This is a genomic window from Oceanospirillum maris DSM 6286 (assembly GCF_000422865.1).
GTDB lineage: Bacteria > Pseudomonadota > Gammaproteobacteria > Pseudomonadales > Halomonadaceae > Oceanospirillum > Oceanospirillum maris.
Window position 1 is genome coordinate 187,349 of the sequence record NZ_AUGW01000007.1, and the last position, 19,428, is coordinate 206,776.

At 45.2% G+C, this 19,428-nt stretch carries 17 protein-coding genes; 8 read left to right on the forward strand and 9 right to left on the reverse strand.

Annotation, left to right across the window (positions count from 1 at the left end; genetic code table 11):
- The first annotated feature begins 1 nt into the window (after position 1).
- The 3 genes from glyS (at position 2) to G517_RS0102460 (ending at position 3,893) form a co-directional block, all read left to right on the forward strand.
- Positions 2–2,074 (forward strand): glycine--tRNA ligase subunit beta, encoded by a 2,073-nt coding sequence (gene glyS / locus G517_RS0102450; protein WP_028303079.1) that lies wholly within the window; start codon positions 2–4, stop codon positions 2,072–2,074.
- A gap of 150 nt (positions 2,075–2,224) precedes the next feature.
- Positions 2,225–2,773 carry a D-glycero-beta-D-manno-heptose 1,7-bisphosphate 7-phosphatase gene (gene gmhB, locus G517_RS0102455; protein ID WP_028303080.1) on the forward strand — a complete coding sequence of 183 codons (549 nt, stop codon included), beginning with the start codon at positions 2,225–2,227 and terminating at the stop codon, positions 2,771–2,773.
- A gap of 142 nt (positions 2,774–2,915) precedes the next feature.
- Positions 2,916–3,893, forward strand: a complete 978-nt coding sequence (locus tag G517_RS0102460; protein ID WP_028303081.1) for an Abi family protein — start codon at positions 2,916–2,918, stop codon at positions 3,891–3,893.
- A 56-nt stretch (positions 3,894–3,949) separates the two neighbouring features.
- On the opposite strand, the gene gyrB is transcribed toward G517_RS0102460, so the two are convergent.
- From gyrB to dnaA, 4 genes are all read right to left on the reverse strand, one after another.
- Positions 3,950–6,370, reverse strand: a complete 2,421-nt coding sequence (gene gyrB, locus G517_RS0102465; RefSeq protein ID WP_028303082.1) for a DNA topoisomerase (ATP-hydrolyzing) subunit B — start codon at positions 6,368–6,370, stop codon at positions 3,950–3,952.
- A 32-nt stretch (positions 6,371–6,402) separates the two neighbouring features.
- Complete coding sequence (gene recF, locus G517_RS0102470) at positions 6,403–7,524, reverse strand: DNA replication/repair protein RecF (RefSeq protein ID WP_028303083.1); 1,122 nt, start codon at positions 7,522–7,524, stop codon at positions 6,403–6,405.
- A gap of 130 nt (positions 7,525–7,654) precedes the next feature.
- On the reverse strand, positions 7,655–8,767 hold the full coding sequence (dnaN, locus tag G517_RS0102475; protein WP_028303084.1) for a DNA polymerase III subunit beta: 1,113 nt from the start codon (positions 8,765–8,767) through the stop codon (positions 7,655–7,657).
- A gap of 116 nt (positions 8,768–8,883) precedes the next feature.
- Positions 8,884–10,419: a chromosomal replication initiator protein DnaA gene (gene dnaA, locus G517_RS0102480; protein WP_028303085.1), complete on the reverse strand. Its 1,536-nt coding sequence runs from the start codon at positions 10,417–10,419 to the stop codon at positions 8,884–8,886.
- Between the two features lie 751 nt (positions 10,420–11,170).
- On the opposite strand from dnaA, the gene rpmH reads away from it, so the two are divergent.
- The 4 genes from rpmH (at position 11,171) to mnmE (ending at position 15,104) form a co-directional block, all read left to right on the forward strand.
- The gene (gene rpmH / locus G517_RS0102485; protein WP_028303086.1) at positions 11,171–11,305 is read left to right on the forward strand and encodes a 50S ribosomal protein L34; all 135 of its coding nucleotides are present in this window, start codon (positions 11,171–11,173) and stop codon (positions 11,303–11,305) included.
- 27 nt (positions 11,306–11,332) lie between these two features.
- Positions 11,333–11,755 (forward strand): ribonuclease P protein component, encoded by a 423-nt coding sequence (rnpA, locus tag G517_RS17460; RefSeq protein WP_084632024.1) that lies wholly within the window; start codon positions 11,333–11,335, stop codon positions 11,753–11,755.
- 110 nt (positions 11,756–11,865) lie between these two features.
- The gene (gene yidC / locus G517_RS0102495; RefSeq protein WP_028303087.1) at positions 11,866–13,533 is read left to right on the forward strand and encodes a membrane protein insertase YidC; all 1,668 of its coding nucleotides are present in this window, start codon (positions 11,866–11,868) and stop codon (positions 13,531–13,533) included.
- Between the two features lie 179 nt (positions 13,534–13,712).
- Complete coding sequence (mnmE, locus tag G517_RS0102500) at positions 13,713–15,104, forward strand: tRNA uridine-5-carboxymethylaminomethyl(34) synthesis GTPase MnmE (protein WP_051205943.1); 1,392 nt, start codon at positions 13,713–13,715, stop codon at positions 15,102–15,104.
- A 115-nt stretch (positions 15,105–15,219) separates the two neighbouring features.
- Here the strand turns inward: mnmE and G517_RS0102505 are convergent, their stop codons facing one another.
- The 3 genes from G517_RS0102505 to G517_RS17465 all read right to left on the reverse strand — a co-directional run bounded on the left by G517_RS0102505 (position 15,220) and on the right by G517_RS17465 (position 17,250).
- Positions 15,220–16,101: a DMT family transporter gene (locus tag G517_RS0102505; protein ID WP_084632025.1), complete on the reverse strand. Its 882-nt coding sequence runs from the start codon at positions 16,099–16,101 to the stop codon at positions 15,220–15,222.
- Positions 16,102–16,251: 150 nt separating this feature from the next.
- Complete coding sequence (locus tag G517_RS19900) at positions 16,252–16,464, reverse strand: hypothetical protein (protein WP_028303090.1); 213 nt, start codon at positions 16,462–16,464, stop codon at positions 16,252–16,254.
- A 45-nt stretch (positions 16,465–16,509) separates the two neighbouring features.
- A complete protein-coding gene (locus G517_RS17465) occupies positions 16,510–17,250 on the reverse strand; it encodes a Fe(II)-2OG oxygenase family protein (protein WP_028303091.1) in 741 nt (246 codons plus the stop codon).
- 184 nt (positions 17,251–17,434) lie between these two features.
- Between G517_RS17465 and G517_RS17470 the strand changes: the two genes are divergently transcribed.
- Entirely contained in the window at positions 17,435–18,031 is a 597-nt protein-coding gene (locus G517_RS17470; protein ID WP_051205900.1) for a TetR/AcrR family transcriptional regulator, read from the forward strand.
- A gap of 1 nt (position 18,032) precedes the next feature.
- Here G517_RS17470 and G517_RS17475 read toward each other — a convergent pair whose 3' ends face one another.
- Together G517_RS17475 and G517_RS19905 are read right to left on the reverse strand one after the other, a co-directional pair.
- Positions 18,033–18,692 (reverse strand): methyltransferase, encoded by a 660-nt coding sequence (locus tag G517_RS17475; RefSeq protein WP_051205903.1) that lies wholly within the window; start codon positions 18,690–18,692, stop codon positions 18,033–18,035.
- Positions 18,647–19,246, reverse strand: a complete 600-nt coding sequence (locus tag G517_RS19905) for a methyltransferase (RefSeq protein WP_051205905.1) — start codon at positions 19,244–19,246, stop codon at positions 18,647–18,649. Before G517_RS19905 ends, G517_RS17475 begins: the two co-directional genes overlap by 46 nt.
- Positions 19,247–19,428: the final 182 nt, after the last annotated feature.

The window sequence follows — 19,428 nt, forward strand, 5'->3', positions numbered from 1 at the left end:
CATGGCTGACGTTCGTGATTTTTTAGTTGAACTGGGTACTGAAGAACTACCACCGATGGCATTAAAGCGCCTGTCTGATGCCTTTGCGGAAGGTATTAAAACAGGTCTTGAAAAAGCCGATATTCCATTTACCGAAGTTAAAGCCCTAGCGACGCCTCGCCGTTTAGCGGTGCAAGTAAAAGATTTGGCGGTTGCTCAGCCTGACCGTGAAGTACAGCGTCGCGGCCCGGCACTACAAGCAGCTTTGGATGCCGATGGACATCCAACTAAAGCAGCCTCTGGTTTTGCCCGCTCCTGTGGTGTTGAGTTTGATCAGCTAGAAAAGCTAGAAACCAAAAAAGGCACTTGGCTGGTATTTAATACCGTACAGAAAGGCACCCAAACCGCCGATCTGCTGCCAGAGCTTATTAATAAATCCGTTGCTCAACTACCTGTGCCTAAGCGTATGCGCTGGGGTGCAAGCCGCATCGAATTTTCCCGCCCGGTACATTGGCTAGTAAGCTTGTTCGGTTCAGATGTTGTCGACTGTGACGTACTGGGATTAAAAGCAGGCCGTACCACAATGGGGCATCGCTTCCATCATAACGAAGCCATTGAGCTGGCTTCCACCGATGGCTATGTAGAAACCCTACGTAAAGCTTTCGTACTGGTAGATATGGCTGAGCGTCGCGACGCTATTCGCAAGCAGGTTAATGCAGAAGCCGCCCAAATAGGTGCTATTGCTGAAATAGATGAAGATCTATTAGATGAAGTTAACGGTTTGGTTGAATGGCCAGTGGCCTTAACTGGTTCTTTTGAAAACCGTTTCCTAGAAGTCCCTGCGGCGTGCTTAATCTCATCCATGAAAGAGCACCAGAAGTACTTCCACGTTGTCGATAAAGATGGCCAGTTAAAACCAAACTTTATCACGGTCTCCAATATCGTAAGCAAAGATCCCGCTCAGGTTATTGCCGGTAACGAGAAAGTGATTCGTCCTCGTCTATCTGATGCCGCTTTCTTCTTTGAAACCGATAAGAAGAAACCTTTAGCGGAACGTATCGATGCTCTGAAAACTGTTACCTTCCAGAAGCAGCTAGGCAGTATCTATGACAAATCTCAGCGTGTTAGCCAGATCGCTCAGTTTATTGCCGAGCAAATTGGTGGTGACAAAGCCAAAGCACAGCGTGCAGCCGATCTGAGCAAATGTGACCTAGTCACTGAGATGGTGCTGGAATTTACAGATTTGCAAGGCATTATGGGTGCGTACTACGCCGCGAACGATGGCGAAGATACTGAAGTCGCTCAGTCCTTAAACGAACAGTATATGCCACGCTTTGCCGGTGACGAGCTACCTGCCACTCAGACAGGTATGGCCCTAGCCATTGCCGATCGTATCGACACGTTAGTGGGTATTTTTGGTATCGGCCAACGTCCAACGGGTGATAAAGATCCGTTTGCCCTACGCCGTGCAACCATCGGTATTTTGAGCATCTTGGTACACAACAAGCTGGATATCGATCTGAAAGGCTTGATCGAACTCAGTATTGCTCAACATGGCAATCTGCCAAAAGCAGAAGGCTTAGCGGATGATGTGCTGAACTATATGCTGGATCGTTTCCGTGCATGGTATCAAGCAGAAGGCATCCCTGTGGAAACCTTCCTTGCAGTACGTTCTCGCCCTGTAAGTAACGCTTATGACTTTGACCGTCGTGTACAAGCCGTTACAGCATTCAGCAAGCTGGATGAAGCAGAAGCCCTAGCGGCAGCCAATAAGCGTGTAAACAACATTCTAGCGAAGCAAAACTATCAAGGTAATGCTCAAGTCGATAGCGCGCTTTTGTCTGAAGATGCCGAGAAAGTGTTGGCAGAACAGGTTGCCGCTAAGCAAGCTGAACTGGCACCTTTATTTGCTGCTGCAGATTATCAGGCCGCATTGAATAGCTTAGCCAGTCTGCGTAGTGCTGTTGATAGCTTTTTCGACAATGTCATGGTGATGGCTGATGATGAGCAGGTTAAGAATAACCGCCTTGCGCTTCTAGCATCCCTAAGCAGCCTATTCTTAGAGGTTGCCGATATTGCCTTGCTGCAGCAATAAACGACGAAAACAGCTGATAAAAACACAATCCCTGTAATCCTTTACATATTGTGGTTGTTAAAGCTGAAAAAGAGCCGTATTTTTACGGCTCTTTTTTTATATATTATAAAGACCACCACCCACTCCTATAAAAGAAATCCAAATACAGCCATGACTAAACTGGTTATCCTCGACCGCGACGGCGTTATCAACCTCGACTCTGATGCTTTTGTCAAAAATGCAGATGAGTGGATTCCTATCGAAAATAGCATCAAAGCGATCGCCCGACTTTACCAAGCAGGCTATCAGATTGCCGTAGCGACCAACCAATCCGGCCTCGGACGGGGTCACTTCTCGCAAGACGACCTAGATGCGATGCACGCTAAAATGGAACATTTGGTTGAGGCAGAAGGAGGCCACTTTGCCACCATTAAATACTGCCCGCATAAACCGGATGCAGGATGCGAATGCCGTAAACCATTACCCGGCCTTATTGATCAAATCATAAGCGAACTACAGATGAGTGATCTGTCTGGCTGTTATATGGTGGGCGATAGCTTACGAGACCTGCAGGCGGGTGAAGCTCGGGGATGCAAAGCTGTCTTGGTAAAAACCGGTAAAGGGAAGAAAACACTCGCAACCAATGAAGGTCTGGAAAACGCGTTAGTGTTTAATGAACTGGCAGACTTTATTGACTGGTTGCTTGAGACTGAAGGCTAACACAAAGCGATATAAAGCCCGCCATAATTGACATTCTTAACCCTGATCGATATTCTTTAGGTAACAACGGCTTCCTCCAGAACTTCGGTTCGTAAGAGTGGAGGCCTTTTTTTTGCCAGCAAGAAATGGAACCTCTATCTCTATGGCAGACCTGATTCCTTACAAAAAACCATACCAAACAGCCACACAACTCTGCCAGAAACTGCGAGATCAAGGTTTAGAAATACCGGAGCAACTTTCAGCAGAGAAAGCGTTAAACCGAATAAGTTACTACCGGTTGAAAGCGTACTTTTTGCCCTTTCAAAACTCTGAAACGAAGCGGTTTCATTCCGGCACTTCATTCGAAGATTGCTATCTTCTTTATCATTTTGATAGTGAGCTACGCAATTATTTTTTCTCTGTGATTGAAAAAGTAGAAATTGGGGTCAGATCTCTATTCGACCAGTGGATGACCAAAGAGACGGGCAACCCATTTTGGTACTTAGATTCATCCTTGTTTGCAAGCAATGGAGAGCAAATTGAAACCATTAGCAAGTTACGAGGTATGTTTAAAGCATCAAAAGAAGAATTTGCTCGGCATTTCCAATCTAAATACTACAACGAGTATTGTCCCTTCTATCGAGAGCTTCCTCCCGGCTGGGTTGCTATCGAACTGATGACTTTCGGTAATCTTGTCAAACTCATGTCTAATGTATGTGAAAAACAGTACGACTCTCTCAAACTCAACCGTTTCACGAAGAAAAATCTATCTGTCGAAAAATATAAGTCTTTATGCAGCTGGATGAAGACGATACATGAAGTCAGAAATAACTGCGGTCATCACAGCCGGCTGTTTAACAGAAACCTTGCAGCCCCCACCGCGATAAAAAGAATCCTCCAACCTCAAGCTGCGCCTCTAGTTAAAACAAAACCAAGCCCAGACAAACATGAGGTAGACCAGGTAAACAGGCTTTACACGGCAGCTGCCGCACTTCAGCAGCTGCTTATTGGCTTGGGCTATGACGAGAAAATGGGGCCGGTAATATCTGCACTTTTTGACAAATATCCCATTGCTCTTCGCTTTAAGCCTTCTATGGGCTTCCCTGAAAATTGGCGGGAAGAACCTTTATTTTTCAGTTAAAAAAAGCAGCCCGCAGGCTGCTTTTTTGTTTTCCGATGTTTAAACGAAATACTTGATTAAACGTCCAAATTTGCAACGGTCAGGGCGTTGGTTTCGATAAACTCTCGACGAGGCTCTACTTCATCACCCATCAGCGTTGTAAAGATCTGATCCGCAGCAACGGCATCTTCGATCGTCACTCGCAACATGCGGCGCGTCTCAGGGTCCATTGTGGTTTCCCATAGCTGGCTTGGGTTCATTTCACCCAGACCTTTATAGCGTTGGATACTAAAACCACGACGGGCTTCACCCAGTAACCATGCCAGGACATCAAGGAAGCGAGAAACCTCTTTCCTGCGCTCACCACGCTTAATATATGCGCCTTCTTCCAGAAGACCATCAAGGCGTTCAGCCAAACCGCTAATCGCTTTGTAATCCTGAGACTTAAAGAAATCTAAGCCAAAGCGATAATCTGTTGGCACGCCGTGGGCAATAATCGTTACTTCCGGTAGATAAACACTGCGCTCGCTATCATGTACAACACGCCATTCAAAACGCATTGCCGGATGACGGCCTGAATTATCTTCCAGAATAACTGTCAGCTGATCAACCCAGGCTTGCACAGAAGATTCCGTCGCCAAAGCGGCATCATCCAAGACAGGTAGCTCAAGTAGCTGATCCAATACAGGCTGAGGATAGGCACGGTACAGGCGAGAGATGCGGCGAATCACATCTTGATAGCTAGAAACAAGACCGCCTAGCGCCTCACCACCAATACCCGGAGCTTCAGAGTTCACATGTAACGTCGCGCCATCAAGTGCGGTATTCGTTAAATAAGCTTCTAGCGCTAACTCATCCTTAAGGTACTGCTCCTGTTTACCGCGCTTAATCTTATAAAGAGGCGGCTGAGCAATAAAGATATGGCCACGCTCGATCAGCTCCGGCATTTGTCGGAAGAAGAAGGTTAATAGCAAAGTACGAATATGAGAACCATCCACATCCGCATCCGTCATGATAATAATGGAGTGATAACGCAACTTATCAGGATTGAACTCTTCGCGACCAATACCGCAGCCCATCGCCGTAATCAAAGTGCCAACCTCTACGGAGGACAGCATCTTGTCAAAGCGGGCTTTTTCAACGTTAAGGATTTTACCTTTCAGCGGTAAAATAGCCTGAGTTTTACGGTTGCGCCCCTGTTTTGCAGATCCACCTGCAGAGTCACCCTCCACTAAGTAGAGTTCAGACAGCGCAGGATCTTTCTCTTGGCAATCGGCTAGCTTACCGGGCAGCCCTGCGATATCGAGCGCACCTTTGCGGCGGGTCATCTCACGGGCTTTACGCGCGGCTTCACGGGCACGAGCGGCATCCAGCATCTTATTAACAATGGCTTTCGCTTCGTTTGGCTTTTCTTGCAGATAGTCAGAGAACAGGCGGCCCATCTCTTGCTCAACGGCGGTTTTCACCTCTGACGAGACCAGCTTGTCTTTGGTCTGGGATGAGAATTTAGGATCCGGTACTTTTACTGAAACGATCGCGGTCAACCCTTCACGAGCATCCTCACCGGAGGTGTTGGCCCTATCTTTTTTAACTTTAGGATCTTGCTCAATATAGGTATTCAGGGTACGAGTCAGAGCGGCACGGAAACCGGCAAGGTGTGTACCACCATCACGCTGAGGAATATTATTGGTAAAGCAATAGATGTTCTCTTGGTAAGACTCATTCCACTGCAGAGCAACCTCAACGGTGGTGCCATCTTCACGTTCAGAGGTGAAATGGAAAACATCATTCAGGGCGGTTTTATTCTGGTTTAGATAGGTAACAAAGGCACTCAAACCACCTTCGTATTTAAAGTTATCCGTCCGTCCTGAACGCTCATCAAGCAAGATGATGCTAACACCAGAGTTTAAGAATGATAGTTCACGCAGGCGTTTAGCGAGAATATCATAATGAAATTCAACATTAGTGAAGGTTTCTGGCGATGGATGGAAGCGAGTTTCAGTTCCCGTTTTATCAGAATCACCAATAACTCTTAAAGGCGTTTGAGGCACACCATGCACATAGACTTGTTCATGCAGTTTGCCGCTACGCCATACCGTCAGTGTTAGTTTTTCAGATAGCGCATTAACAACGGAAACACCCACGCCATGTAAGCCGCCAGATACTTTATAGCTGTTATCATCAAACTTACCACCGGCATGCAGCACCGTCATAATAACCTCGGCTGCAGACACACCTTCTTCTTCGTGCATATCCACAGGAATGCCACGACCATCATCCGATACAGTAACCGATTCATCGGGATGGATAGTCACCTTAATATCAGAGCAATGCCCTGCTAAAGCTTCATCAATGGAGTTATCCACCAGCTCGAACACCATATGGTGTAATCCAGTTCCATCATCGGTATCACCGATATACATCCCTGGACGCTTACGAACCGCATCGAGACCCTTTAAAACCTTAATGCTGGATGAATCGTATGATTGTTCGCTCATATCCTGTTCCTGTGTTTACAGCCGGCTCTGTTTTACCTTGAGGTATCAGACCCGGGTGTGTGATCTAGCTGTCCATGTTTCACGTGAAACATGGTCATTGGCGTTGATGCCGACCAACAATCCGTTAGGGCATCGGCCTCCACACTAGTAATAAAAACCTGGCACTGCATCGTTTCCAGTACCTGACATAAATAGTTTCGGTGTTCACTATCAAGCTCTGCCGGTAAATCATCCACCAGATAAATACTTTGCTTACCAGTCAGCTTTTGCATTAAACGGCCTTGAGCGAGAAGAAGTGCACATACCACTAATTTTTGTTGTCCTCGGGAGAGCACATCTACCGCAGGCAGTTTATTAACCCGAATTCTCAGATCGGCTCTATGTGGGCCTGATTGAGTAAAACCTAGCGCCCAATCTTTTTCTCGATTTTGGCGAAGTACATCAAGACAAGCCGTATGCTTATCCCATCCTCGATAATAGCTCAGCGAAACCTCGCCTGAAAACGCTAATTCCGCCAAGGTTGATTCAAACTCTGGAACCAACATCGCAATATAGTCCGCTCTCAACCGATCCACTTGATCCGCATATCGAGATAAGGCTTCATCCCAGATATCAAGCTGTTCAGAGCCGTGCATTTTACCATATTTCAACAGCTTATTGCGCTGTTTCAACGCTTTTTGACTGGACTGCCATATATTGAAAAATTGATGTTCCACGTGAAACACGCCCCAATCTACAAACTGGCGGCGCACTTTTGGTGAACCTTCAAGCAACTGGAACGAGTCAGAATTAATCACTTGAACCGGCAGCAGTTCTGCTAACTGAGATGCGGAACGGGCTTGCTGTCCCGCCACTCGAATCTGTTGTTCACTTTGACGGTTACGGGAAATCCCCACAGGGACAATCTGTTGATGCTCCGCTAATGCATTAAAAACCTCGGCGAACAAGGTGTAGGCTTCCTGCTCGAAATTGATAATTGCGGGTGTGCGGGTGGCTCGAAAGGATCGACCGGTAGATAGCACTGAGATCGCTTCAAGAATGGAGGTTTTGCCCGCGCCATTATCACCAATGATTAAATTGATACCCGCGCAGGGCTGAAGCCTAACGGCATCTAAATTACGAAAGTGAGCAATATCAAGACGGCGCAAGCTCATAGCAACCAGAATTCCCTTGGAAAGTAAAACATCTAAAAAAAGCAAAGCCTTACTACAACACTATGCAGTAAGGCTTTATGGGATACTCAAATCATCTACAAAAAAGCACACGGTAAATTAATATAAAAGCTTACAGTCGCATCGGCATAACAACATACAAGGAATCATCCTCTGTACCAAACTCTTCAATTAGCGCGCTGCTGTTAGCATCAGAGGCAGTAATTTTAACTTGATCATTGCTCAGTACATCCAGTACATCGAGCACGTAGGTCACGTTAAAGCCGATCTCTAATGAATCACCTTGATAATTCACACTGATATTTTCTTCTGCTTCTTCCTGCTCCGTTGGGTTGTTCGCCGTCACCTGAAGATTACTGTCGGTAATGGCAAGACGAACGCCTCGGTATTTTTCATTAGACAGAATAGAGGCACGGTGTAGTACTTCTCGCAATTCAAGACGCTCAGCAACCACAACCTTATTACCATTACGAGGAATAACCCGTTCGTAATCTGGAAACTTGCCATCAACAAGCTTCGAGGTGAAGACATAATCACCGGTCTTAACACGAATATGGTTACTACCAAGCACAACCTGAACCGGTGTATCAGAATCGTCAAAGAGGCGACCTAAACCCTGAATGCCTTTATGAGGCACAATCGCTCGAATAACACTCGTTGCGCCGTGATCAATTGCTAAAGAACACGTTGCTAAACGGTGACCATCAGTAGCGACACTGCGAAGCATACCGGGGCTTAACTCCAGCAATAAACCATTTAAGTAGTAACGCACATCATTTTGCGCCATGGCAAAAGAAGAGCGATCTAGCAGGCGTTTAAAGGCTTTTTGAGTCAGCTCAAAAGAAAGATCTTGCTGGCTTTCTTCCACTTTCGGAAATTCAGCTGCTGGCAGGGTCGATAATGAAAAACGACTACGCCCTGAACGAATGATAACCTTTTGTTCTTGAAGGGAAAATTCAATCTGAGACTGGTCAGGAAGTGATTTACAAATATCAAAAAGTTTCTTTGCAGGAACCGTAGTTGCCCCTGGTATTTCAACCGCACCATCAATCGTTAAGTGGCTTAGAATTTCAACTTCTAAATCCGTACCTGTTAGAGATAAGCCCTGCGGCTCTGCCACAACCAAGACATTCGATAGGACAGGCAGAGTTTGACGACGCTCAACAACGCCATTCAAGAGTTGCAAGGGGCGTAACAGCGCTTCACGGGAAACAGTAAATTTCATAACAGGTTATTCCATAACAGCTTTAACTGGGTTTCAAAACAGTCCTAGACCATTTTAAAAAACAAACGTATTAAGTTTAAAACAACTCATAAAACGTAAACGAACCAAGCAGCTTACTAGCTGGTTAGGGCGCGCAAAAGGTTCTTATAGTCTTCACGGATATCAGCATTCTCTTCCTGCAGCGCTTTAACTTTTCGACAGGCGTGTAAAACCGTGGTGTGGTCTCGGCCACCAAACGCATCACCAATCTCTGGCAGACTGTGATTTGTAAGCTCTTTTGCCAAGGCCATAGCGACTTGACGAGGTCGAGCCACAGACCGGCTACGGCGTTTAGATAGTAGATCTGGCATTTTAATGCTGTAGTACTCAGCAACGGTACGTTGAATATTATCAATACCCACTTGCTTATCTTGTACCGCAAAGAGATCCCGCAGGGATTCACGAATAAATTCCGTAGTAATCGGCTGTCCACGAAAGTGAGAATCCGCAATAACTTTTTTCAATGCGCCTTCTAATTCACGTACATTAGAACGAATTTTTTGCGCGATAAAGAAAGCAGCATCATCAGGCAAAAGCACTTTTGCTTGATCGGCCTTTTTCTTCAAAATAGCCACACGGGTTTCCAGTTCGGGCGGATCGATGGCAACGGTTAACCCCCAGCCAAAGCGAGACTTCAAACGTTCTTCCATGCCGCTAATTTCTTTCGGATAGCGGTCACTGGTCAGAATCATCTGCTGGCCACCTTCGAGTAACGCGTTAAACGTATGGAAAAACTCTTCCTGTGAGCGCTCTTTACCGGCGAAGAACTGTATATCATCAATCAAAAGAGCATCTACGCTGCGATACAAGCGTTTAAAGTCATTAATCGCGTTTAGCTGTAGGGCTTTCACCATATCGGCTACAAAGCGCTCTGAGTGCAGGTACATCACTTTAGCATTTGGGTTCTGCTGAACTAAATAATTACCAACCGCATGCATTAAGTGCGTTTTACCTAAGCCAACACCACCATATAAAAACAGCGGGTTATAAGCCCCCCCTGGGTTTTCCGAAACCTGTCGAGAAGCGGCTCTGGCCAGTTGGTTTGATTTACCTTCAACAAAGGTTTCAAAAGTAAAGTTCGGATTAAGAGCACTTTGGTGTTTAAGGCCGCCATCAACCTGCACCGTTCGCTCCGTTCTAGAACCACCTGAATTACCAATATAAGAAGTATTACCAGTATAAGGCGCGCTATTACCGTGGTTTGAGCTTGTTTGTATCTGAGAGCTGCTTTTTTCTTGAGACTTCGCCGACTCAAACCCCGGTGGCTGTCCAGATTCTTGAATAAAATCAGGTCTAGGGGGTGCCGTACGAATAATAACGCCCGGTGGTGCTGTTGACCTAGGCATCACATCAGGGTTTGAAACGGTTCGCTTACTGCCAATTTCTAAAATTAACTGAGGCGGTTGCTGGTTGCTCAGCTCATTTAATAGCTCTGAAATTCGAGTGAGGTATTTGTCAGAAACCCATTGCAGCACAAATCGATTGGGCGCTAGCAGCTTTAAACTCTGCCCCTCAGTGTCGGCTTGAAGCGGTCGTATCCATGTATTGAACTGCTGTGAAGGTAGTTCGTCTTGCAAATAACCTAAACATTTCTGCCAAAGAGCTAAAGACACTGTGGATCCCCAAGAAAAACAAAGGCGTATTTTATCGGTTAAGGCCTAGGTTATCCACACCAACGCCACTGTTTTATGACATTCTCTGGTTAAATCAGCTGTGGATAAGTAGGTTTCTAAGGCTAGGTAAGGTCTGGGGAGGGATCAAGGGATATTTTGCCTTGTGTGTAAGTACCTTTTTTATCCACAAGAGACCCCAAGCTTACAGACAAGTACCTTTCTTTTTATCAGAACAGTTATACATTGCTCAAAAGCCTGCTATTCATAGGCTGAGACGGCTTATCCACAGAAAATAACCTCCCTTATATTTATCACTATAATTATCTTTATAAACTTAATAAATATATATAGTTCTTCTTAGTAAGTGTTTAGAACCTTGGAAAAGTAATTTTTGCTCCTTGTCCTGTTTCTCGATTACTGATGAATCGATTTTTTTTCAAAAGTTTTTTCAAAAGGCTAGATTCAGTACTGCGATCTTACCCACAGGCCCATTGGTGTTGCTGATCAAAACGAGGAAAGAAGCGGGATAAAAGGCTTTGTAAGCAAAAGGGCTCTTGAAATGGGTAAACTTTAATTTTTGGCTAAAATTCATAGGGATAGCGTAAAAAACAACCTAAAAACTTATACACAACCACTTTTTTATCAGGAAGTATTTGAAGTCTGTCGCGTTATTCTCTAGAATTCCGCCCCTGATCAAAGACTAGGCGCACTTTCTGCGCCATTTTGAAAGTGAAAGTGTGGGAATACAGTCATGAAAAGAACTTTTCAACCTAGCGTTCTAAAACGCAAACGCAACCACGGCTTCCGTGCTCGTATGGCTACTAAAAATGGTCGTAAAATCATCACTCGTCGTCGCGCCAAAGGCCGTACGCGTCTGAGTGCTTGATTTCTGGTCAGCTGATTCTTTAGCATTATGACCAGTTTCGGGTTTCCCCGGGATGTCAGGTTACTGACAGCCGGGGATTACCGTTCCGTCTTCGATGACGTCCAGATCAAAGTGTTTGGCCGTTGTTTTATGATTCTTGCCCGTCCTAATACTCTGCCTCACCCTCGCCTCGGCCAGATCTTGGCTAAAAAAAATCTTCGTCGAGCTGTCGATCGAAATCGTATCAGACGTCTTACCCGTGAATCTTTCCGGATAAATAAAGATAAGATGCCTTCGATGGATCTCGTTTTGCTCACGCAGAAAGGTCTTAATGATCTCTCTTCAGAAGAATATGCTCATCAGCTTGATTTGGCTTGGAAACGGCTAGAGATGTTATATCGCAAGAAGCTATCCGGTCAAAAATCCGGCCATAAACCTCATGGCAAGCGGAAACCGCGTCCGGAAAAATAATAATCTTTGTGCTATTTCATAGTTTTATCCTTGGTATGGGTTGCCACAGAGCAAACCCAGACTCAAAATAGCATTTCTTTTTTCAACACGAATCCGGTAAGAGCATACCCATGGACGTGAAACGTTTATTTTTGATCATCTCCCTGGCATTAGTGTCTTATCTGATGGTGGTTCAGTGGAATAAGGATTATGGCCCTCAGGCTCAAGCGCCTGTTGTGCAAAATACCCTTCCTTCTACGGCATCGTCAGTAGGCAGTACGACCAGTGAAGATATTCCACAAACTTCTGCTAATGGTGATTTAGCACCTGCGACAGAAGCGAGCACTTCTCTGATTGAAGTACGCACCGATGTGTTGGATCTACGTATTGATCCAAAAGGTGGCGACATTGTTTATGCCGCATTACCACAGCACACTGCCCGTGTGGATACTCCTGAAATCCCTTTTGTTCTACTAGAGCGCAGTAAAAATCGAACTTACGTTGCTCAAAGTGGCTTGGCCGGTGTTAATGGGCCAGATGCTTCACGGGATGGTCGTCCGCTCTTTAGCACAAAACAAACAAGCTATGTTTTGAGTGAAGGTGCTGACAGTCTGCAGGTTGATCTGAATTTTGTTCAGGCATCTGGTGTGCAAATTACCAAGCGTTTTTCTTTTAAACGCGATGATTATGATGTTCAAGTCGATTACTTGATCAATAACGCCAGTGACCAAGCGTGGTCTGGTTATTTCTTTGCACAGTTGAAGCGTGATAACTCTCCAGATCCTACCCAAGCTGAAGGCATGGGTATGGTGTCTTATCTGGGTGCTGCCATTTCAACCAGTGAAGAAAAATTCGATAAGATTACGTTTGATGATATCCAAGAGAAACAAGTTAAACGTGAATCTGTTGGCGGTTGGGTTGCGATGATTCAGCACTACTTTGTTAGTGCGTGGATTCCAAACCAAAATGAAAAGCAAGAATATAGCACCCGTGCAACCTCTCGCGGTGAAAATATTGTTGGCTTCTCAAGTCCTGAAACCGTTGTTGAAGCTGGCGAGCAAGCGACTCTAGGCAGCAAGTTATATGTAGGGCCTAAGATTCAAAAGCAACTGGAAGCTGCTGCGCCTAACCTAGAACTAACCGTTGATTTTGGTTGGTTGTGGTTTATTGCTCAACCGTTATTCTGGATGCTGAATTTAATTCATGGCTTTCTAGGTAACTGGGGCTGGGCGATTATTATCTTAACCATGATGGTTAAAGGTGCTTTCTTTAAGCTGTCTGCTTCGGCTTATCGCTCCATGGCGAATATGCGTCGTGTTGGCCCAGAGCTGCAACGCATGAAAGAGAAGTACGGCGACGATCGTCAGAAAATGTCTCAGTCGATGATGGAGCTGTACAAGAAAGAGAAGATCAACCCCATTGGTGGCTGTCTTCCTATCTTGATTCAGATGCCGGTTTTTATCGCACTGTATTGGATGTTAATGGAAAGTATTGAACTGCGTCATGCGCCGTTTATGCTTTGGATTACCGACCTCTCTGTAAAAGATCCTTACTTTGTACTGCCGATCCTTATGGGTGCGTCTATGTTTATTCAGCAACTGCTGAACCCAACGCCTCCCGATCCTATGCAGGCTAAGTTGATGAAGATGCTACCGATAGTGTTTACGGTATTCTTCCTATGGTTCCCTGCTGGACTGGTACTGTACTGGGTCGTGAATAACGTGCTGTCTATTGCACAACAATATGTGATTACTAAACGTATTGAAGGCGGCGGTGATGATAAAAAAGCAAAGGCTTAGCATCGGCTAATTTTTGCTTAAAAAGCCCCTTCGGGGGCTTTTTTCGTTTTATCCACAACCTGTTTTGGTATATACAAGCGGCTTTAGCATAAGCATAGAGTAAGTGGTTTGAATATCATTCGGTATTTTGAGCCTGACCATTGTTGTTCAACACTAAGATTATTATGGGGATTTTGGCCATGACACAGAGCGCTGCACACACCTTTGATACGGCCTCTATTGATACGATCGCTGCACAGGCAACGCCCCCTGGTCGTGGTGGTGTGGGTATTATTCGCGTCTCTGGACCAAAATCTGCTGTATTAGCAGAACAGCTGCTTGGTGTTATACCGAAACCTCGCTATGCCCATTACGGCCCTTTTTATAGTGAAGATGGCGGTGTAATGGATGAAGGCATTGCGCTTTATTTTCCTGGTCCTAACTCTTTTACCGGCGAAGATGTGCTAGAGCTTCAAGGCCACGGTGGCCCCATCATTATGGATATGATGCTGAAACGGGTTTTAGCCTGTGGCGTACGTATGGCTCGCCCGGGTGAATTCTCTGAACGAGCCTTCCTGAATGACAAGATGGATCTGGCTCAAGCCGAAGCGATTGCTGATTTGATCGATAGTGTTTCTGAACAAGCAGCCCGTAATGCGGTGCGCTCTTTACAGGGCGCTTTTTCTGAGAAGGTTCATCAGCTTGTGGATAAGTTAACCAACCTGCGGATTTATGTGGAAGCGGCGATCGACTTTCCAGAGGAAGAGATCGATTTTTTGGCAGATGGTAAAGTTATGGCTGATCTTGATGCTATTCGAGAGGAGTTGCGACAGGTACAAAATAGCGCCAGCCAAGGGGCTCTCATGCAGGAAGGCATGACCGTTGTGATCGCCGGACGACCCAACGCCGGTAAATCCAGTTTGCTGAATTGTTTATCCGGTAAAGACAGCGCTATTGTCACGGATATTGCCGGAACCACTCGAGATGTCTTGCGAGAGTATATTCATATTGATGGTATGCCCCTGCATATTGTTGATACCGCGGGCCTTCGTGAAACACCTGATCAGGTTGAAAAAATAGGTGTTGAGCGGGCTTGGAATGAAATCAAACAAGCCGATCGTCTGTTATTGATGGTTGATAGCGCCGAAACCCAAGAAATTGATCCCCATAAACTCTGGCCAGAATTTATTGATCAGCTGCCTGATTCTCTACCGATTACCGTTGTGCGTAATAAAATTGACCGCAGCGGCGAGTCCATCGGCCTTGATTTATCCACAAACCCGCCAGTGATTCGTCTTTGTGCCAAGTCTGGTGAGGGTGTGGATGACTTAACTCGCCACCTGAAAGAAACCATGGGCTATACCGGCGGCACTGAAGGTGGTTTTAGTGCCCGTCGCCGTCATCTGGATGCTTTAGAGCAGGTTCGTGAATTTATCCACAACGGCCATTACCAGTTGCTGAATATGGGAGCCGGTGAATTACTGGCTGAAGACCTGCGTATGGCGCAACAGACGCTGGGCGAGATTACCGGACAGATGAGTGCGGATGACTTGCTGGGTAAGATCTTCGGATCTTTCTGTATTGGTAAATAACCTCTGTTTGAACTGATAGCTCAATTTTAGAGGGAGCTTGGGGAGCTTTGCTCTATGGAAAAGATCAAAAAGAAACTGACAGCAGCCCAGAAGCGTGCACGTAGAAACCCTGCTATCAAATAGGTTTTGTCGGCCGAGTGGATCTGAAAATAGAGCTGTTGACCATAAATACTGCGACAGACGTGATCAGAATGCCAACCAATTCATTGGTATTCAGAGACTCATCGAGGAATATGATCGATAGAATAACCGAGCTTACTGGGATCAGATAAAACAAGCTGGATACCTGACTGATTTCAAGTTTTCTTATCAGAACATAGAGAATACTGAGTGCGCCTATTGATACCACGATCGACATCCAGAGCAGTGAGAAAATAAACTCCGGCTGCCATTCGGTATAACTATCGCCATAGAATAGACTGATCAGTAAACACAGAACAGCTGAGGAGCTGGTATGAATTACACCACCGGAGAATATATTCATATTTGCGCAGAAAGCTTTTTGATACAAGCTACCAAAGGCCAGACCAAGTAAACCCAGTACTGACATCATAATACCTGATAAGCTATTAACACTTAGTTTACTAAATACGATAAAGCTAACGCCTAGTAGCCCCATAATAAGACCAATCCATTGTGGCCGGTTGATCTTTGTTCTCATAATTAAAAAAGACAGCAGGCTGGCGATCAGGGGCTGAAAACTAATAATTAAAGCCGAGGTCGCAGCAGATGTACCTTGATCAATGGATATAAAAACACCAATTGAAAAGGTCCCTACAATTAATGCCCCTGCTATCGACTGATGCATTACCTCTTTAACTGATGATGGCCACCTGGCTCTGATGACTAAGCAAACAATCGTTAATATAATTGCCGTTATAAAAAACCTGTAGGTTAAAAATGACAATGGATCTGTATAGGGGATGCCAAACTGTGTCGCGACAAATCCTGAGCCGTACAGGGTGATAAATAGTAATGATAATATTGCAGTGTGCATGACTAAGTTTCCTGAAAGATGGCGCTAGGTGATATATAGGTCAGCGGTTATATACATCGGGAAAAAAGCATGATTCCGATATTCTTTACTAAGCGATTTTGAGAATATTGAATGCTTTGTTCCCGGTAATTCTGTTTCGCTGCCTACTTATTATTCATCAACAACACGGAACTGCCCGTCAGACATCGCTGCTTGGTGTTCCTTTATATTATCGACATTAAAGGTTTTGCAGAGCCATCGCTTTTGGTGGGCTTCTCTATCACCGATATGTATCACTTCTCGGGCATGTAAGCTGTAATTGTTGGCTATACTGACAAAGTCGCCTGGCTCAAGAAAGACCGGTTGTTTGACTTCATGAAGCACGCGATCAAGCTCCTGAATCGCGTGTTGTCCCTCGGGATGTGAGGATTACGTTCGGGTTTCGAAATAGCAAAGCGGAACAGGATCAGTTTCTTGATATATAGGTTTGATCTCTATGCCTTCTTCATTGCGACCGCCATCGACACTCACCACTTCATGCGGGGTAAAGAAAATCGGTTCCTTCAGAATATCCAATGTTTCCTGATCAAGAACATCAATAATATCTTTATTTCTTATCATTGTGGTCGAAACCCGGTTAAGGTTTGAGTTTCTCAGGCAAAGGATATTAACCCAATCGGGCCTTACTTTATTATTGGGAAGGTCATTGTGAAATCCCAGTGTCACTGTAGATTTTTGGGACTGCGAATTTAACAGATCTGCCTTAGGATAAATATCATGGAATAAATCACCATTATTAATAGTTTTATAACCTACAGGATAACTGCCTACCAGCTCTGAATATAAATTAAGAAATGCTTCTGCAATAAAGGTTTTTTTCAGGCCATATTTTGATTGGACCGGTTCTTTATGATCAAATACCGGCAAACTATCATCAATAGGACAATTTCTAAGGATAATGGCCGGGCTTTCATTAAGATCGAGATCTTTTATATGTCGACATATATCGGTAAAAAAAATCGGTATTTGATCTGTTGATATCAGAGTCTGTATCTCTTCCAGAAAAAGATGATAGTTCTGATAAGGGTTGCTTTTAATATCCAGCATTCTATGAAGTTGCTGTGCTTCGTGAGTAGAAAAAGTATGACTAAAAAGGCTTTTTCCTTGCATTATATTACTCCCTGTATTACTCATTTATTAACTGTACATACCAGTTGGTACAGAGTAAAGATGGAAGTACTCCCATGCTACTAAAGTTTAGTTAGCCTATACAAATGGATTCTCTGATGTAGTCTGCTCATGCAGCCTTTATAATGCAGGCAAAAAGCCGCATGTTTATGTTCAGGATAAAGCTATGTCTAATACACGTCAGAAATTGGTTGATACGGCAAAAGAACTGCTATGGGAGCGAGGTTATGATGCGATGAGCTCTAACCATGTGCTGGAATATAGCGGAGTCGGCAAAGGGAGCATGTATCATCATTTCAAAGGCAAAAAAGAGTTGGCTCAGATAGCGATTGAAGAGCGTTCGGAAGAGTTGGTCGCCGAGTTTAATGCAGAGTTCAGAGACGACCTCCCTCTGCTGGATCGCTTTTCTAGCTACCTATGCAAGCAGCGCAATGGCTTACGAGGCTGTCGAATTGGGCGTCTGGTGAGTGACATTTCCATCACAGAAGATGAACTTCGATTGCCAATATCCCGGTTATTCGGTCATATTGAGCACTCATTTACTGAGGCGCTGCAGCAGGCTGAACAGCAGGGAGAGATACATCTGCAGGGCAAAGCGGAAGATATTGCTGCAGCTTTGGTTGCCTGTGTTCAGGGCGCATTTATTCTGAGTCGGGCACATTCCAATTCAACCTATATGGACAAAGTAGGTCATGGCGGGATGCAGTTGCTGCAATCGAGCGTCTCTTTTTGTCGTTCAGATGATGACCGGAGTATTGACTAAGCTATTTGCTGAAGATCCTGTGTGACCCTGAGTCGACTATCGCATATGCCCGGTCCGCTACCAGCCATATTTCCAACACACGCCGAAAATGGCTTTGCAGCCATTCCAGCTTGCGTACCACAAGCAGCTTTTCAGCTCCTTCCGTTAACGCCTGAGACATTTCTCGTTCGTTGAAGGGCAAATTGTCGGAGTCATGATTATCGCTTAACAGCTCACGATTGATCAGAGTCCAGAGGACAAAATCGTTGAATTCACCGGAGAGCAGTTTTTTAGGAAAAGCAGGCAGAGGTTTATAACGGGTCTCCCCTGTCAGTGACTGGCGCAAAAAATCGAAGCTTAAACGCCAGTGCAGTTCGATATCCCGCAAGCGGCTGACACGCTGACCACCAGTGACAGTTTCCTGCAGCGGGATTTTCAGGTCCTGTCGATCGAGGCTTAACAGGCTACCCTGCTCCGCCTTCGACAGCGGCTGATAAATATCATCTGCGGTCAGGTGATAACAACAGGGCGCAACCGCAAGCTGTTTAATAGCTTGTGCAGAGTTACAGCACTGGCTGATCAGGTGAGTATGCAGATCACCACAGGCATGAAGAGCGACGGCAGTATTATGCTGATTTAAAAGTCGGGACACATCATTAGACAGTGCATCACCTTGCTGCATGCGTTGTTGCACTTGTGGATAGCGTTTTTTTGCTGATGGATCAGCGCTTCACCCTGAATACAAAGACGGTGTTGCCACTCAAGACTGGTGACCTCATAGCCTTTACGGATGGATAGCAGTCGGCCCAGATGACCTTTGCCGGCACACCATTCGAGTAGTTTGTGCTTTGCTGTGTCTCCAGTAATTGGCAGGAAATTAATAAACTGCTCAATCTGGCTCCATTTGCGACCGGGAATTCCTGTGCTCAAATGTTTTATGCTCACTGAGTCCTGCTGTGAGGACGTTTCAGAGTTATCCACATAAGGAATGCTGCGCTGAATCTGTTCTAATTCGTCCAGACAAGGTAGCCAGGGTTGCAGCCATTGCTGTCTTGCCTCTGAGTTTTGACTTAATTGCTCAAATTCTTTCTGATCCAATTTTGTTAGCTTAGACAGAAGATGCTCCGGCAACTGACTACACTCACTGAGTTGCCGGATATAGAAAGGGCGCATCTGCCAGAAAGGACGATATTGCGTAAGCAATTGATCAGCATGATGAAAAAGAGAGTGCAGCACATCAACCTCTGAAATAAGCGGTAGGACAAGATAAACCTAGCCGGGCACAGCTTAAAATGAACCATTTGAACGGGAATATTCAATTTTACCGGTTAAAAGACAAATAAGTGCCAATAAATCGAAACTAAATTGGATTTTAGCCTCAAATGCAGGCACAATGCGTGCCCCTCAGGGTGAAAGAC